Raw genomic sequence first — 17,725 nt, 5'->3', positions numbered from 1 at the left:
CAAACATATTTTCCTATTTGCCATGGTGATTAGTTAAAACTATTCATTTATGGAAAAAATTACTACTCTGTTTATCAGGTTAAGGGAATGTGCATTTATTGTCTTCCTATTGAGTTTATTCACAAGTTTCAATACTTTCAATAATTTTGCTGAGTCTATTGTTACCATTAACGGTAGTACAATCGATAAAAAGACTACTGAAAAATGTGAAGTCTTAAATGCAGATAGATGCGATTATCACGAAGCCTCAAATTTTCACTGGTCGCAAACCGGTTTTTTTTCGGCTACGGATACAGCTGCTCTTTCTTTTGAAAAATATGATGACGGTACGGCCCTTATTTCTGGAAGTACAATGTCGGGTAACTGCGTTGCGGAGGTTCATGTAGTTCTAAAAGATAAACAAGATTGGGCTACTTGGAATGCTAATGGGGGTAGCTTTAAAAGTGAAGGGTGCACTGGAGCAATTGCTGAAAATCAGTATTATTATTTAATTGATGAAAACAACAGCTATATTACTTTTTCTGGTTCTGAATGTGGTCCGGAAGGTAAATTCAGGGTTTCTAACAGACCGGACCATGATGATCCTTCTACAGAAAATTATGGTTTTCAAGTAGGTCAAGGTGGAGCATTGTTTCATTCGGATAGTTCGGCCAACGGTCTTTCGGGATGGGGTTGGATGGGTCCGGAGGGAGATGAGAGAAAATGGGAAATTGATTTTAATTTTCTATTGGACTGCCAAGTGCAGCCTAACGATGATTTTGACGATAATATTGATACGGATGGCGATCAAGTGCCTGATAATGTTGATTTAGATGATGATAACGATGGGATATTGGATTCCGTGGAATGTGAGTCCGTTCCATTTGAAGACATTAGACCATCGGATTTCGGTTTCTCCAGTAATGCATCGGGATTGTCTTCTGTAAACACGGATTTAAGCTCCAAGTTCGGACTTCCTGAAGGGAGTGTTTTGGTAAGCGTTACCGGAGCAAATACACGTTCAGGATCATTTGTGATAGGTAAAGATCGCTCAACTCAATTTGAATTTTCTGGATCAATACCGGTAATGGTGAATCCACGGCATTCAGTACGTATCTCTGCAATGAATAAGGATGGGATTATTGCTTTGGATGGAACGTCTTATCGTTTTTTAACTGAACTCAACAATGGAATCATATCCAATAGTATTGACAATAAGTTTTTTATTGAAAACACCACATCAGCAACAATCTCTAATTCCAATAGTTATGTATGGGAGTCTGTGTCCACGGTCAGCGATATTGAATTCTTTACTTCGGATACCAGACTGGACAATATCATAGGACTTAGAATTTCGCCAACAATTTGCCCAGACAGCGACGATGACGGTGTCCCGAACCATTTGGACATCGACAGCGACGATGACGGCATCCCTGACAATGTTGAGGCACAGACGACCTCGGGCTACATAGCCCCTAACGAAGACGACGCGGCCACGTACGCTGCCAACGACGGTGTGAACAGCGCCTACATCGGCGGTCTGGACCCCGTGAACACTGACGGCGCGGACGAGCGCGACTACCTCGATGGTGACAGCGACAACGATACGGTACCGGACAACAACGAGGGGAACGACTTCAACTTCGACGGTGTGCCCGACCAGACCTATACGGGCAACGACGAGGACGGTGACGGCCTTGACGACGGCTACGAGGGCTCGGATACGGACGACGGCTACGACGTGAACGACGAGATCGACGACCCTGTGAACGACCTTCCGGACACGGACGGCACGGAGGACGTGAACTACCGCGACCTGGACGATGACGGCGACGGCATTGACACTCCCGACGAGGACGCCGACGGCGACGGGGACCCTACCAATGACGATACGGACGGCGACGGCACTCCTGATTACCTGGACCCGGACAACGGCCCGGATACGGACGGTGACGGCGTTCCTGACGTAGCGGACCTTGACGATGACAACGACGGTATCCTGGACACGGTCGAGGACCCTAACCTTGATGGCGACGACGACCCCCTGACGGATGCGCTCGACAGCGACGGTGACGGTGTCCCGAACCATTTGGACATCGACAGCGACGACGACGGCATCCCCGACAACGTGGAGGCGCAGACGACCTCGGGCTACATAGCCCCTAACGACGACGACGAAGCCACGTACACGGCCAACGACGGTGTGAACAGCGCCTATATCGGCGGTCTGGACCCCGTGAACACTGACGGCGCGGACGAGCGCGACTACCTTGACGGTGACAGCGACAACGATACGGTACCGGACAACAACGAGGGGAACGACTTCAACTTCGACGGTGTGCCCGACCAGACCTATACGGGCAATGACGAGGACGGTGACGGCCTTGACGATGGGTACGAGGGTTCGGATACGGACGACGGCTACGACGTGAACGACGAGATCGACGACCCTGCGAACGACCTTCCGGACACGGACGGCACGGAGGACGTGAACTACCGCGACCTGGACGATGACGGGGACGGGATCGACACGCCGGACGAGGACGCCGACGGCGACGGGGACCCTACCAATGACGATACGGACGGCGACGGCACTCCCGATTACCTGGACCCGGACAACGGCCCAATGTTAGATGCTATAGATGATGTGGTATCAACTCCTGTGGATACAGCAGTAGAAGTTGAAATCCTAGAGAACGACATTAATATACCCAGTGACGGAACCTTGACGTTTACCGATCCATCTAACGGAACAATCATTGCAAACGATGGAGGTACACCTGACGATATCAGCGACGATACGATTACCTATACGCCGAATCCCGGATTTGAGGGAACGGACACCTTGGAGTATACGGTCTGTGATACGATGGACAACTGCGACACGGCAACGATAACCATTACCGTTGGTACACCACCAATGTTGGATGCTGTGGATGACGTGGTTTCAACGCCAGTAGATACAGCAGTAGAAGTTGAAATCCTAGAGAACGACATTAATATCCCAAGTGACGGTACCTTGACGTTCACCGATCCCTCCAACGGGACAATCGTCGTAAACGATGGAGGAACACCTGACGATATCAGCGACGATACGATTACCTATACGCCGAATCCCGGATTTGAGGGAACGGACACCTTGGAGTATACGGTCTGCGATACGATGGACAACTGCGACACGGCAACGATAACCATTACGGTAGGTACACCACCGATGTTGGATGCTGTGGATGACGTGGTATCAACGCCAGTAGATACAGCAGTAGAAATTGAAATCCTAGAGAACGACATTAATATACCCAGTGACGGTACCTTGACGTTCACCGATCCATCTAACGGAACCATTGTCGTAAACGATGGAGGTACACCTGACGATATTAGTGATGATACAGTCACCTATACACCGAACGCCGGCTTCGAGGGTACGGATACCTTGGAGTATACGGTCTGTGATACGATGGACAATTGCGATACGGCCACGGTAACGATTACGGTAGGTACACCTCCGATGTTGGATGCTGTGGATGATTCGGTCTCTACACCTTCAGATACGGAAATATCAATTGATATATTGGATAACGATATCAATATTCCCAGTGATGGAACCTTGACGTTCACCGATCCATCTAACGGAACCATTGTCGTTAATGATGGAGGCACACCAAATGATATTACTGATGATATAGTTGTCTACACTCCTAATTCGGATTTTAGTGGAACGGATACCTTTGAATATACAGTCTGTGATTCGATGAATAATTGTGATACGGCAACAGTCTCCATTGATGTTGAAGCACCTGAATTCTCGAAAATTGAAGTAAATCAAATGGTAACACCCAATGCAGATGGAAAAAACGATTTTCTATTCATCAGAGGAGTGGAATCCATCAGAAGTAGTACACTTAAAATCTTTAATAGATGGGGTGTTGCAGTTTATGAAGGCGAAAATTATAACAATCAGAACAACGTATTTGATGGTAGATCAAGAGGTAGGTCAACCTTGAGCGTGGACAACTATTTGCCTCCGGGAATTTATTATTACATTTTTGATTACATCACGTTAGAAGGTGAGAATATAGTGGATAGTGAGTATATTTACATCAGCAGGTAATATCCTAGATATATGAATTTCAGCAAGAATTTTTCAGTATTATTTTTTTTATTTTCCGTTACATTAAGTAGCAGTCTTTTTGCTCAGCAAGACGCGCAGTATACACAGTATATGTTTAATACGATGACCGTAAACCCGGCATATGCGGGTTCTCGTGGTCAACTTAGTATTGCGGCACTTTATAGAGCACAATGGGTTGGTCTGGATGGCGCACCTACTTCGCAAACACTTAATCTGCATTCCCCTATACGAAATAGCAAATTGGGGTATGGTGTGTCTATCGTGAATGATGAAATAGGAAATGGAGTGGTACAAGAGACCTATTTTGATGCTGTTTTATCCTATACAATAGATGTTTCCTTGGAAGGCAAACTATCTTTTGGACTAAAAGCAGGAGGTAATTTATTGAATTTGGATTTTAATCAACTACGAAATTTTGATGTTGAACCTGTGAATCAGGATAATATCGAGAATAGATTCTCACCTAATTTTGGATTAGGAGTCTATTATCACACTAAAAGATTCTATGCAGGTCTTTCCGCTCCAAATTTAGTGGAGACAGAACATTTTGATAATTCACAAAGGGATGCTAACACAGTGCAGTTTTTATCTAAGGAGCGTATAAACTTTTATATGATTACAGGATATGTTTTTGATTTGAACGGTAATTTGAAATTTAAGCCGGCACTATTGACCAAGATAGTTGGTGGTGCCCCTCTACAATTGGATTTATCGGCAAACTTTATGTTCAACGAGCGGTTTACATTTGGAGCTGCCTATCGTTGGGATGCCGCTGTCAGTGCGTTGGCCGGATTCCAGATATCAGACCAGTTCATGTTGGGTCTTGCATATGATAGGGAAACTACTGATTTGGGTGGTAGGGCATTCAATGACGGCTCATTTGAAGTTTTTCTGAGATTTGAATTGGTAAAATCATTTCAAAAATTAGTATCTCCCCGCTTCTTTTAAAACGAACACCTATGATGAAAAAACTACAGTTCTTTATTGTTCTTTTTGTACTATGCAATACTGGTGTATCGCTCGGTCAGGAAAGATTGGTGAATAAGGGAAATGAAAAGTATGAAGAGTATTCATTTCGCCCTGCTATTGATATTTATAAAAGGGTTATAGAAAAAGGTTATGTATCCGCAGAAATATTAAAAAAATTAGGGAATTCCTATTATTTTAATGCAGACTATAAAGAGGCAGCTGAAACATTTAAAAAGTTGGTTGCCGAATATAAGGACTCCGTTATCGCCGAGGATTATTTTAAGTATGCTCAAACGTTAAAATCTTTAGGGGATTATAAGGAATCCAAAGAAGTAATGAAAGAGTTCACGGCGTTAACTTTTAATGATCGTAGAGCATCATCCTATAAAGATGATCGTGATTTTATGAAGGAGATAAAAGAGAACTCGGGTAGATATGTCATCACTCCTTTCAAGTACAACACACCCTACTCGGAATTCGCTCCGACTTATTACAAAGAAGGTCTAATTTTTTCGTCGGATAGGGATACAGGTAATTTTGCAAGGTATAGACATACTTGGAATTCCAAGGATTTTTTAGATTTATACAAAGTAGATACTGATAGTATTTCTTCTAATAAAGTTCTCAAATTAGGAGAAAATATAAATACAAGATTACACGAATCTACATCAGTTACCACTAAAGATGGTGAAACACTTTATTTCACTAGAAATAATATTATTGAGGGAAAATATGTTAAGGATGAAAAAGGGATTATTCGTCTTAAAATTTTCAGGGCTGAGATGATCAATGGTGTCTGGAGCAACGTAGAAGAATTACCTTTCAACAGCAATGCCTACTCGGTCGCTCATCCAACATTAAGCCCAGATGAAAAGACACTTTATTTTGCATCGGATATGCCAGGCACGTTCGGTAATTCTGATATCTTCATGGTTGAAATAAATGATGACCGCACTTTTGGCACTCCAAAAAATTTAGGGTCCAATATCAATACTGAAGCTAGGGAAACGTTTCCTTTTGTCACGAGCGATGAAAAACTATACTTTTCATCCGATGGTCATCCTGGTTTAGGCGGGTTGGATATTTTCGCAACTAAAATAAACAGGAAAGATTTTACGGGTACCGTCATAAATATCGGAGAGCCTGCGAATAGTAATAATGATGATTTCACTTTTATTTTTGATGAAGAAAATAGAGAAGGCTATTTGGCATCCAATAGAGAAGGGGGTCTTGGTTTTGATGATATTTATAAATTTAAGGAGACCAAACCGTTGGTGTTTGACTGCATGCAAAAAGTGACGGGAACCGTGAGGGATAAAATTTCAAACGAAGTACTGGTCGGTGCTACAATTAAAGTAATCAATGAAGAAAATGAGGAGCTTGCTTCAACCATTACGGATTCAAAAGGGACTTATAATCTGATTTTGGACTGTAATAAAGGAAATTTTGTAAGGGCACTAATGGAAGGCTATGTTCCTTTTGAGGAGTATATAGGCGTATCGGACGGTAAGCCAAAAATCATTGACTTTTATTTGGAGAGAGACAGGATTACGGCAGGTTTTGGAGATGATTTGGCCAAACTGCTACAACTCAGTACTATTTATTTTGATTTTGATAAATACGATATCAGAAAAGATTCTGAAATAGAAGTTGAAAAGGTCATTGCCGCTATGGAAAAATACCCCAGTCTTAGACTAAAAGTAAATTCCCATACCGATAGTAGGGGACCGGCGGCCTATAATCTTTGGCTTTCCCAAAAAAGAGCTGCGGCCACGGTTAATTACATGGTTTCCAAAGGTATTTCCAAAGACAGGCTTGTCAGTGAAGGATATGGGGAGACCAAACTCATTAATGAATGTGCGGACGGTATAAAATGTTCTGCAGCTAAACATGATTTGAACAGACGCTCTGAGTTTATTATTCTAGAGTAACATATTTTATAATTTTGAATACCCAAAAAAGCACTATTTAATAGTGCTTTTTTAGTTTTTAATTATAGACTTTTCATCGATCAATCTCCATATTTATTGTGTGTTTCAAACTTTTCTACCTCTTTAAAAGTGCTCTTCACATTGTATAAAGTGCTATACACAACATTGTTTTTTTGCCTGTTCAATGTACCCATACCTTTATACAGTCCAAAAATTTGCTCGGATAATGACAATAAATTATGGAACCAAAATGTAGTAGAATATTATTGTTCTTTATTTTCCTAATTGTTACTGGTTCTTCATTAGCTCAAGTTACAATTTGGGAAGAAGATTTTGAGAGTTATGCAGACGGAATTACTAGTGGAACAGGTACAGGAGCAAATCCTGCTAATTGGTCTACCAATAACGCAAACATAGATGTTCTTACGGTAAGCGGTAATAAAGTCCTTAATGGGAGTGATACAAGCACTACTTCTACTTGGACGACTAGTCCTATTGATATTTCAGGTTATACAAATGTTCAATTCAGTCTGGATGTAACTTCGGGTGGAGGGCTAGACTCTGGCATAGATGTCTTTAGAATTCAATATAGGATCGATGGAGGAACCTATGTGGAAATAGAAAATACTTCTGGAGATACTTCTCCCTCTGAACCTATAGACCCTTCTTATAGCGTTACGGGACTATCCGGAAATACTTTGGAGTTTAGGATTACCATGTACAATACCTTTAGCGGTGAATATTATCGCATAGACAATGTTTTAGTACAGGGAACAACTGGTTGCGAAACAAGAACTTCTTCACCAGGTACTTTCATTACGAATGGAGCTCCAGTAAGTGAAACTTTAACCGGATTTGCCACGGGTACGATTACAGATGTGAATGTAACTCTCAATATTGCGCATACCTACGATGAAGATTTGAATATCTCCTTAACTAGTCCAGATGGGACTACTATAGATTTGTCAAGTGGAAACGGTGGTCAATTTAATAATTATACCAATACAGTTTTTGACGACGATGCAGGAACTGCCATCACAGCTGGAAGTGCACCGTTTACAGGTAGTTTCCGACCCGAAGGTTCATTGAGTTCTTTTAATGGTGAAGAAGCAAGCGGAACTTGGACATTAACGATTGTCGATACTTTTAATCAAGATGACGGTACGCTCAATAATTTTTCAATAGAAGTTTGTACTGCTGCTGTCCCTACAACTCCTGTTTTGACAATAGATGACGTGACTGTAAATGAAGGAGATGGTAATGCAGTATTCACTGTAACTCATACAGGAGGTTCAACCTCTGGTCCTTTTAATGTGAACTATACAACAAATAATAGTACCGCGGTTGCTGGTGATGATTATTCTGCTGCTGTAGGAACTTTAAATTTTACCGGGACTTCTGGCGATACTGAAACGATTACTATTTCTATTATAGACGATTTAGATGATGAACCAAATGAAACTTATACTATCGGATTTACCGGTACAACAGATAACTCAGTAGATATTACGGATACTGCTATAGGAACCATTACCGATGATGATGATCCTAGAGTTCTAACGGTAGAAGATATAGCTGTTAATGAAGGAGATGGGACAGCTGTTTTTACGGTAACACATTCTGGCCCCAATGCATCTGGTCCTTTCACGGTAGATTTCACGGTAAATAATGGTACAGCAACTTTTGGAACGGATTTTTCCCCGAATAGTGGTTCACTTAGTTTTAGCGGTACTTCGGGGGACACTGAAAATATTACGATTACTATAATTGATGATACGGACGTAGAAAGTCTAATCGAAGACTATTCTGTCGCATTATCAAATCCCTCAGACGCTTCTTTCGATACTTCGGATACGGCAAATGGTACTATTAGGGACAATGACGCGATATTGGTTACCGATGGAGGGACTGTAAATACCTGCGGGGACACTTTATTGGATGATGGTGGAATTAATGGTAATTATAGCAACAATCAAAATAATTTTATAGTCATATGTCCAGATGCTCCGGGTAAAGATGTTGAACTTAGTTTTTCAAGCTTTGCTTTAGAGAACAACTTCGATTTTTTAATGGTTTATGATGGCAATAGTGGAGATGCTTCGGGAACGCTTCTAGGTCAATTTACAGGTAGTTCACTTCCTCCAAATATCAAATCTTCCGATGCTTCTGGTTGTTTGACTATACGTTTTTTTGCCGATAATATCATTAATGCAGCAGGTGTGGAGGCAAACATTACCTGTGTGGACAAAACGCCAGAGTTATCTATTGCAGACGTATCGGTAAATGAAGGAGATGGTACGGCAACGTTTACCGTTACACATACTGGTATTGATACGGCCGGCCCGTTTAATATAACTTACGAAACGGTAGATGGTACAGCAACCGCAGGGTTGGATTATACGGCAATTAGTAATGGAACATTAAGTTTTAATGGTACCGTTGGGGATACAGAGACAATAACGATAAATATCATTGATGATACCCGGACAGAATCTCAGGAAAATTTTACGATTCGTTTTCTTACTTCACCAGATGATCCAACAGTTGATATTTCGGATACAGCTATAGGAACTATCAATGATAACGAAGTAATTTTGAACGATGTTCCACTTTCCTTGTATGATGATTTGAGTGGTAAATACGATTATGCGGTGACAGGGGGTAGTTTAAGGACATTGGCAAATGACCCCGGGGATACTAGCGCTGCTTGCGCAATTACTACAAGTTCCTCAGGAGTATTGACATCAACAATAGCGCCTGCAGGTAAAAAAGTAGAAAGAGCCTATTTATATTGGTCTCACTCAAGTTTTGATGTTGATCAAGATGTTACTTTAGAAGGTACGCCAGTGAGTGCAGATTTGGTGTATGGAGCTACATTTTCCGGTTTGCAATACTATGGATATATAGCAGATGTAACGGATTTGATAGACGGAATAACCGACCCATGGAGCGAAACCTATGATTTTTCCGGTTTAACGATTGATAATACCGGTAGTTATTGTACTGGCCAAACAGTTCTTGGAGCATGGTCCTTAATGATTTTCTATGAAGACTTGGCATTACCCTCGTCGACCATAAATCTTTATTACGGTTTTGACGTAACCCAAAATGCAGGAACCTCTTTCACTTTGGATAATTTTTTCGCTATAAGTCCTACAGGAAGTAAGGCCACCTTTTTATCCTATGAAGGCGATGATACGTTAGATGGTAATACTGGAAATGCAGGAGAAAGAGAAGAATTGTCCATTACTACACAAGGCGGGGTTACCACTATTCTAACGGGAGATGGTGCTCAAACAGGTAATAATCCCTATAATTCAACCCTTTATGACGAGTTTTCCGGAACAAATATCACAACTACATATGGTTTGGATCTAGATACTTATGACATTTCGTCCTTTATCAATACCTCGGATACTCAGATAACGGCAAATGTCAATGCTAGACAGGATTTAATTCTTTCGAGTGCAGTTGTACTCAGAGTTCCATCAAATGTAATATCTGGGATAGTTTTTGAAGATATAAATTACCCTGGTGGTCTGGGAAGAACACAGACAGCTTCGACCGGTATTGGAATTGAAAACACCACATTAGAGCTCTATAATTCTGTTGGCACTTTACTTGATACCGAAACTACAGACGAAAATGGTGAATATACCTTTGGAGGTATGTCAGATGGAAATTACACGGTCCGTGTTGTAAACGCAACGGTAAATTCTACCAGAGGTGGAGGAGATACTTGTCCAACATGTTTTGCGATACAAACATTTCGATCCGATTATGACGGTACTACTTTTACAAATATATTGGATGAAGTTGGTGGAGCATTTCCATCTGCCGAAGATGCAGGTGCAGGGACCCTCGCCGGAGCCCAGACTACCAGTAGTGTAATTATATCTGCGGGTGGTACGGGCAATGTAGACTTTGGTTTTAATTTTAATACCATTGTAAATACCAATGAGAATGGCCAAGGTTCTTTGGAACAATTTATTATTAATGCCAATAATTTGGATGAAACGGGATTAGACATAGGATCCAATGGTATTTTTGACCCGGCAGCGGGAGAAGATACTTCTATCTTTATGATTCCGCCAACGAGTGATTCACAAGGAAGAATAGCGGATACTAATTTTACCAGTGGGTATTTTGATATTTTTATTTCAGATGTAAACCCGCTCAGTAGCATTACGGCAGCAAATACTGTCATAGACGGTAGAACGCAAACAGCTTATTCCGGTGATACGAATACTGGTACTGTTGGTTCAGGAGGCACTACAGTAGGCGTATCCGGTTCGGTTCTACCTAATTATGAACTTCCAGAGATACAAGTGCATATTAATGCAGGTGATGTTTTCAAAATTGAAGGAGATAATACTGTAGTTAGGAATCTCGCAGTATATGCTAACAATAATGCAGGTATACGTATAGACGATGGCGACAATATAACGATAAGAAATTCCTTATTGGGAGTCAATGCTGCTGGAGTCAATGCTGGTGATATTGATCATGGTATTGAAATTGTTGGAACTACGTCCGGGAACCTATTTATAAACGGTAATTATATTTCAAGTACAACTACTTCGGGTATTTTCATAAATGGTGGTGCCGGTTCAAAAACCATCGAGAACAATCACATTTTTGCAATAGGAGATAGCCCGTGCGACCGTGGAATAGATATTAGAAATGGTTCTAGTGGAGTGATTATTAGGCAGAATTTAATTGAGAATACCGCAAGTGTAGGCATAGATAATACAGGTTTGGGAGACATCGCGATAACTGAAAATTCTATTACAGGCTCCGGTCAGGATGGAGGTGATTGTTCTGGTAACGTAGAGAATTTTGGAGTACGTTTAAGTGGAAGTAACTCAGACATAAATAATAATATCATTTTTGATAATGGAGGAACCGGACTTGTTCTTGTGGGCAGTGCTACGGATACAGGCAATCTAATTTCTCAAAACTCTATTTACGGAAATGGAACGGCAAGTGCAGCTTTGGGTATAGATATAGTGGCTACTGGAGTTATTCCGGATGGTGTTACATTAAATGATACGGGAGATACGGATACTGGTCCAAATACACTGATTAACTTTCCTGTATTTTCAGGAATCAATCAATCAGGAACAAATATGATAGTATCGGGATGGGCGGAGTCCGGAGCCATAATAGAGTTCTTTCTAACCGATATAAACCAAGGAACCGCTGCGGCCGGTGACAATACGCTGGGCCTTTCTACAGATTATGGTGAAGGACAGATATATCTTGGAACTTTTGTGGAAGGCAGTATAGATGATACTGATTCTGGTGTTTCATTTTATAATGATTTGGACGGTAATACAGGTAATACAAATAGGTTTAGATTTTCAATTCCTATGGGTATGGGAAGTACGTTAGGTTCAAGTATTACAGCTACAGCCACAATTGCTAATTCTACTTCGGAGTTTTCTCCGGTAAGTCTTATTAAGGCATATACGGTAATCACTAACCGAAGAATCACCTACAGGGTCAAAAAAGATTAAACTAGTTACACAGAATATTACAGGCAGTAGTACTTTTTGCTAATTGGGCAATTGAGACTTATTCTGCCCAAAAGACCAAATTTGAAAATAGGTAAGGTTATCAATCAATCTTTTCGTATAAGTAATGCTTTATGTCCTGTAGTTTCCTGATTTCTTTCTTTAAATATACTCTTCACATTGTATAAAGTGGCATATACAACATTGTTTTTCTCCAATTATAACAAAACTATATTTTTAAATTCATAATGAAAACTGGGGTGAAATTATTCTTGGGTTGTATTATAGGTTTCTTATTGGTTTTCCCTGAATTGGTTTTAGGGCAGGATACCTATTTGGATAATTTCGGTATTAGAGCCTATAATAATTCTAATGGCTCTGCAAATTGGTCTACAAATCCTTGGACTGAGGTTAATGACAATAACTCAGCGACAAACGGTTATATAAGAATAACTAGTGGGGGAGAACTTAGATTCAGGGAAGTATATCAAAATTTAGAATATTTAGAGCGTACAGTGAGTTTAAGCTCCTATGTATATGCAACTTTATCTTTTGATTGGAGGACTTCAAGTTTAGAGATTGGAGATGATCTGGATGTACAAATCTCTACTGATGGTTCTAGTTTCTCCACAATATTTACTATTAATGGCACTGGAAGTAATACTTCAAATACTTTTAGCACCAATATTACTTCGTTCATATCGGCAAATACAACTATCAGATTTATTAATACTAATGGGGACTGGCTTGACAGTAACGATACTGTATTTATTGATGATGTACAGATTACTGCTTATGCTGGTCCAGATTTAGAAGTTACCAAAACGGTAGATGACAATATCCCGGCAGAAGGGTCTAATATTATATATACCTTATCAGTAATAAATAACGGACCCGTGAACGCGACAAATGTTAGCGTAACTGATATATTGCCTTCCGGAGTAACTTATGTGAGTGATGATGGTGCATATAATTCTGGAACCGGATTATGGACAATAGGAACTTTGAACGATGGGCTTTCTGCTACCTTGAACATAACCGCAAATGTAGATTTTGGCACAAATGGCTCAACCGTTACAAATACAATAACGGCTATAAATGCAGACCAATCGGATAGTAACCTTACTCCGGATGATTTAACGGAATCTATAGTGCCGACAGTGGATCAGGCGCCAGTATTAACGGTGACAGGAGACCAACTATATTGCCCGGGAACTTCTCAGCCTATTGCGGAAACTATCAGTATTACTGACCCTGATGATACAACAACGGATGCTATTTATATTCAAATTTCTTCAGGTTACGTAAATGGAGAAGATGTGTTGAATTTAACAGGTTCACACCCAAGTATAGTAGCTACTTGGGATGTTACCGAAGGGGAATTGACCCTTTCGGGTCCAGCAACATTTGCTGAATTTGAAGCAGCAATACTTGATGTTGAATTTTCAAGCTCTTCGGCATCTCCATCTGGAACAAAACAATTTTCAATTACTCCGGGTACTGCAAATTACTTGCCACCCACAGATCACTATTATGAGTTTGTGTCAGATGTTGGTATAACCTGGACAGCTGCAAGAGATGCAGCTGCGTTGAGAACTTATTATGGTTTACAAGGGTATTTGGCAACGTTGACTACACAAGCAGAAGCTGATTTTTCAGGAACTCAAGCTGCAGGCGCAGGATGGATTGGAGCTTCCGATGAGGCAGTAGAAGGAGATTGGAGATGGGTGACTGGACCGGAAGCGGGAACTCCTTTTTGGAGTGGAGCTGCTGCCGGGACTACCGTTGCACCTATAAATTTTGCATACTGGAACGGGAACGAACCAAACCAGTCGGGAAATGAAGATTATGCGCACATTACAGATCCGTCAGTGGTCAGGGGATCGGGTGGTCCTGGCTCTTGGAACGATCTTTCCAATACGGGAGCCGCAAGCGGTGCTTATCAACCTAAAGGATATATCGTTGAATACGGAGGAACAACTGGAGATCCAGTTTTAAATATTACAGGTGTGACTACACTAACGATTGACAATGTTGCTCCAACCGCAAGCAATCCAAATTCTGTTACTGTTTTTTGCTCTAGCGACGTGCCTTCTTTAGATATAACGGTTGTAACGGATGAAACAGATAACTGCACTACCAATCCAACGGTTACATTTGTGGGTGATTCTAGTGATGGAGGAAGTAATCCGGAAATAATCACCCGCACATATCGAGTTACGGATGAAGCTGGTAATTTTATAGATGTTGCCCAGACGATAACAGTAAGCCAAATTTTAATTGATTCCCAACCAACTGACCAAGTTGTGGGAATAGGTAATAATACAACTTTTTCATCTAGCACTAATAATGCTGATACTTTTCAATGGCAGGTAAGCACAAACTCTGGAGCTAGCTTTACTAATATTTCAAATGGCGCAGAGTATTCAGGTACAACTACGGAAGTACTTACTGTTTTAGCCTCAGATCTAGGCAAAGACGGTTATCTATATAGAATACTGGTTTCTAATTCCACTGGTTCATGCGCTACCGTGATATCTTCGGAAGCTACGCTAACTGTAATACAAGATAGCGATGGAGATGGAATTGACGATGTGTCGGACTTAGATGATGATAACGATGGTATACTGGACGCTATTGAATCGCCCAAGACTGTACTATGGGTTACCGAGACAGGTGGAGGTATAGATACGGAGGAACAAAATACAATTGATAAATTGATTGCTCTAGGCTATACCGTTACCGTAGTTGATGATGGTACAGGAGGTAATGCCAACAATTTTGCAGCGATCTATGTTCACGAAGAAGCCTTAAGCGGAACAGCTTTATCCAATGTTAGTAATCTTACCACTACGACTAATGGAGTTATAACGAGTGAACCAGCTTTGCATGATGATTTATTAGGGGCAAGCGTTGGAGGTAGTGGTGGTCTTACATCTATAAATATCATTGATAATACACATCCAATAACTGCTGGATTATCCTTAACTACCTTAAATATTGGAAATGCGCAATATCATGGGAATGGATTGACAACGGGTACAGTATTAGGTAGGGATCCAAATAATAGTGAAGCATCCATAGTCTTTTGGGAAGAAGGAGATGCAATGGAAGTAGGTGTAGCTCCCGGGAAAAGAGTTCTTGTTCCACATACGGATGGCTACAATACGGCCGGAGAGGATTTGCTGGTAAATGCTATTATATGGACCGCAGGAACGGATACGGATAGAGATGGGGTTACTGATGATTTGGATTTGGATAGCGATAATGATGGTATCTACGATGTAATTGAAGCGGGTCATAATCAAGCACAGACTCTCGGTAGATTAAATGGAAACGTTGGCACTGATGGTGTACCGGATAGTGTTCAGGCTTCAGGCCAAGAAAATAGTGGAACAGTAAATTATACACTTCAAAACTCTGATAGTGCCGGAGATAACGATTATCTGGTAGTGGATAGTGATGGCGATGGTTGTAATGATGTATTGGAGGCTGGTTTTACTCAAAGTGGAACGATTACAGGTGAATTAGCTGGTACTGGATATGATATCACAACAGGAGTTGTAACGGGTAATACCGATGGCTATACTACGCCTCTAGACGGAGATAGCAATCTAATTTTTGATTATCGCGAAGCAGGAATAGCACCCTCTATTTCAACACAACCAATGGACCAACAGACATGTCCAGGTTGTAACGCTACTTTTATTGTAGCTGCTAGTAATACCAATACGTTTCAATGGCAACAGTTCAACGGTTCCATATGGGAAGATTTATTGGACGGGGGCATTTTTGGGGGCACTTCGACAAATACATTAACGATAACTGCACCAACAGTCGCTAATGACGGAAATCAATTTAGGGTAATCATATCAAATACTGCTTATATATGTACTACGGAAACTTCACTTCCTGTGGTATTGACAATTCGTTCAAATACGGTAATTACAAATCGTAGAATCACATATCGCGTAAAGAAAAATTAATCTTTTCCACCCATTATTTCTTCCAAAAATTTTTCATTTTTCTTCCATTAAAATATTCCTTAACTATTGAAATTATTGATTTTATCGATAAACGGAACATCGTTTTCTTTAAAAAAAATCAAAGCTGAAACCTCATGATTCAAGAGATAGACAATGTTAAAGTACTGTTACACAACATTTATTTTTCGAGGGACGTACTAAAGTTAATTTTGTAAAATAATAGTATGCCGTAGTGTTTTTTCAACAGTTTGGAGTAGATGAAAAAGATGATTACGAACGCTGGAAATAATAAAATCGGAATGCGATTGATATCGAGTTTAAGTAAAGTTTTAGTTATGGATAAGAGAATCCTTTTTGTATTTCTTTTAATATCAAGTTTTACGTTTGCACAGACCACAGTTACTTTAGAGGATCAATGTAATTGTGAAGTCTTACAAGGAACGGATGTTTCGGCACCGGGGAGTGTAACTCCAACAGGAGCGGACTTGGGAGACCTGTATGTGAATACCACTACCGGAACCATCTATTTTTGGGACGGTGATTCATGGGAACTGACTTCTGGCGCGAATACGGATAACCAACAGTTGCAAAACTTTACGTTTGATGCAGCTACCAATGTCTTAAGCCTTGATTTACAGAATGGCGGTACTGTAAGTGTAAACTTAACTGATTTACAGGATACTTTGGTGGATACTAATACAACCAATGACCGTATTGAAGTAGCCGGGCCTAATTTAGTAATTACGGATAGCGATACGAACACGATTTCTGTTCCTTTGGCTGATATTGCGGCACAGGTAAATACGAATACTACGATTACAAATTTTGAGATTGATGCTACGGATACAAATCTTATTTTAACGGATAGTGATTCAAATACATTTACCATTCCTTTAGCCGATATTGCCGCTCTAGTTAATACGGATAGTCAAAACCTTCAAAACTTTCAGGTTAACGGTGCTAATTTAGAATTGGGAATAACGAATGGAAATACGGTCAGTGTTCCTTTGAATACAATAGACACTGACGACCAGGACGCGAGTGAGGTTCCCTATGATAACAGTACATCGTCATTGGCGGCCGTAACGACACAGGCCGCAATAGACGAGCTGGCCGACGATATCACGGACAACGAACTGACGACCACTGTAGTGGAAGGATCGGGAACGGACGTAACCACGAGCGTGGTAGGGAACAACACGGAATATACGG

General features: G+C 40.8%; 6 protein-coding genes. All 6 read left to right on the top strand.

Translation table 11 applies throughout. The features are described 5' to 3' along the window. The first annotated feature begins 49 nt into the window (after nt 1-49). Nucleotides 50-4,090, top strand: coding sequence for an Ig-like domain-containing protein (locus ACKWBX_RS16510; RefSeq protein ID WP_413969834.1), 4,041 nt, complete (start codon nt 50-52; stop codon nt 4,088-4,090). Between the two features lie 12 nt (nt 4,091-4,102). Beyond that, nucleotides 4,103-5,059 carry a PorP/SprF family type IX secretion system membrane protein gene (locus ACKWBX_RS16505; RefSeq protein ID WP_413969833.1) on the top strand — a complete coding sequence of 319 codons (957 nt, stop codon included), beginning with the start codon at nt 4,103-4,105 and terminating at the stop codon, nt 5,057-5,059. Nucleotides 5,060-5,070: 11 nt separating this feature from the next. Further along, nucleotides 5,071-7,011 (top strand): OmpA family protein, encoded by a 1,941-nt coding sequence (locus ACKWBX_RS16500; protein WP_413969832.1) that lies wholly within the window; start codon nt 5,071-5,073, stop codon nt 7,009-7,011. Nucleotides 7,012-7,250: 239 nt separating this feature from the next. Further along, nucleotides 7,251-12,530 (top strand): beta strand repeat-containing protein, encoded by a 5,280-nt coding sequence (locus ACKWBX_RS16495; RefSeq protein ID WP_413969831.1) that lies wholly within the window; start codon nt 7,251-7,253, stop codon nt 12,528-12,530. 245 nt (nt 12,531-12,775) lie between these two features. After that, nucleotides 12,776-16,513 (top strand): hypothetical protein, encoded by a 3,738-nt coding sequence (locus ACKWBX_RS16490; RefSeq protein ID WP_413969830.1) that lies wholly within the window; start codon nt 12,776-12,778, stop codon nt 16,511-16,513. 335 nt (nt 16,514-16,848) lie between these two features. Next, nucleotides 16,849-17,725: hypothetical protein (locus ACKWBX_RS16485; protein ID WP_413969829.1), on the top strand; the 877-nt coding region annotated here is incomplete at its 3' end.

It is taken from the genome of Maribacter algae (assembly GCF_047345745.1).
Classification (GTDB): Bacteria; Bacteroidota; Bacteroidia; order Flavobacteriales; family Flavobacteriaceae; genus Maribacter.
This window is presented reverse-complemented; position numbering and strand designations above follow the sequence as displayed.

Bases quoted from the DNA above. Each gene is read 5' to 3' on its own strand.
- ACKWBX_RS16505 (WP_413969833.1), top strand. From the start codon at position 4,103: ATGAATTTCAGCAAGAATTTTTCAGTATTATTTTTTTTATTTTCCGTT.
- ACKWBX_RS16495 (WP_413969831.1), top strand. From the start codon at position 7,251: ATGGAACCAAAATGTAGTAGAATATTATTGTTCTTTATTTTCCTAATT.
- ACKWBX_RS16500 (WP_413969832.1), top strand. From the start codon at position 5,071: ATGATGAAAAAACTACAGTTCTTTATTGTTCTTTTTGTACTATGCAAT.
- ACKWBX_RS16510 (WP_413969834.1), top strand. From the start codon at position 50: ATGGAAAAAATTACTACTCTGTTTATCAGGTTAAGGGAATGTGCATTT.
- ACKWBX_RS16490 (WP_413969830.1), top strand. From the start codon at position 12,776: ATGAAAACTGGGGTGAAATTATTCTTGGGTTGTATTATAGGTTTCTTA.